The organism is Paracraurococcus lichenis, assembly GCF_030657435.1.
In the GTDB taxonomy this organism is placed as follows: Bacteria; Pseudomonadota; Alphaproteobacteria; order Acetobacterales; family Acetobacteraceae; genus Paracraurococcus; species Paracraurococcus lichenis.
In genome coordinates this window covers 1-821 of sequence record NZ_JAUTWS010000370.1, presented here as the reverse complement: position 1 = coordinate 821, position 821 = coordinate 1, and the positions used below count along the sequence as shown (strand labels likewise).

The following is an 821-nucleotide window of genomic DNA, read 5'->3' as shown; positions in this document are numbered from 1 at the left end:
ATGGTCAACGACGAACCAGACCTGTCGTCCATCCGTGTGGGCCTGCACGACGAGATTTTCCAGGGTGCAACGCCTGTGCTGGCCGGCGTCGATGCGGCATCAACCTACTGCTACCTCCTGGTGACGGAGCAGCGCCGTGATGCCGACACCTGGGGCGTGCACCTGCTCGACGCGGCCGAGCGGGGACTGCGGCCCGACTACACCATCGCCGATGCCGGGCAGGGCCTGCGCGCTGGGCAGCAGGCGACCTGGGGTGACACGCCGTGCCATGGCGACGTGTTCCACACCATCCGTACGCAATCGCCGTACGGGCTGCGGCTCCTTGCTTTCAGGGTTTGTGTCCGCCCCGCGCAGCGGGATGACATGTTGGATCTCCAGAGCGTCGTCGTGGACGATGATGCGCTCGACCACCAGCCGCAAGATGGCTTGACGCTCGGTGCTATCGGCGGCTTGCAATCGGGAGCCGACGCGCTCGCTGAACGCGACCAAGCCGGCGAGCGCCTCCTCGGCCCGGAGCTTCTGCTCGGTTAGGCGGAGTTGCCGCTCCTGCTGCTGCTCGGCCAGGCGTCGCTGCTCGGCGAGGGCCTTGCGCTGCCCCGATAGCTCTTCGAGGCCGATCACCTCGGCCTGGTAGGCTTCGATCAGTCGCCGGTCCGCCCGGTCGAGCCGCTCAATGCGGGCGCGCAGCCGGTCGTCGACGGCCTCCCCTCTGCCGTCCCGAGCCTCGGCCAGGAAGCGCTCATACTGCGCCGCCAGCTGCGCGGGATCCCCGAGCAGGCCCACCACGTGCTCCCAGACGGCCTGCTCCAAGCCCTCCGCTT

At 68.8% G+C, this 821-nt stretch carries 1 protein-coding gene; it reads right to left on the bottom strand.

The features are described 5' to 3' along the window. Positions 1-99 precede the first annotated feature (99 nt). On the bottom strand, positions 100-821 hold a 722-nt coding region (locus Q7A36_RS40290), incomplete at its 5' end, for a hypothetical protein (protein ID WP_305109407.1).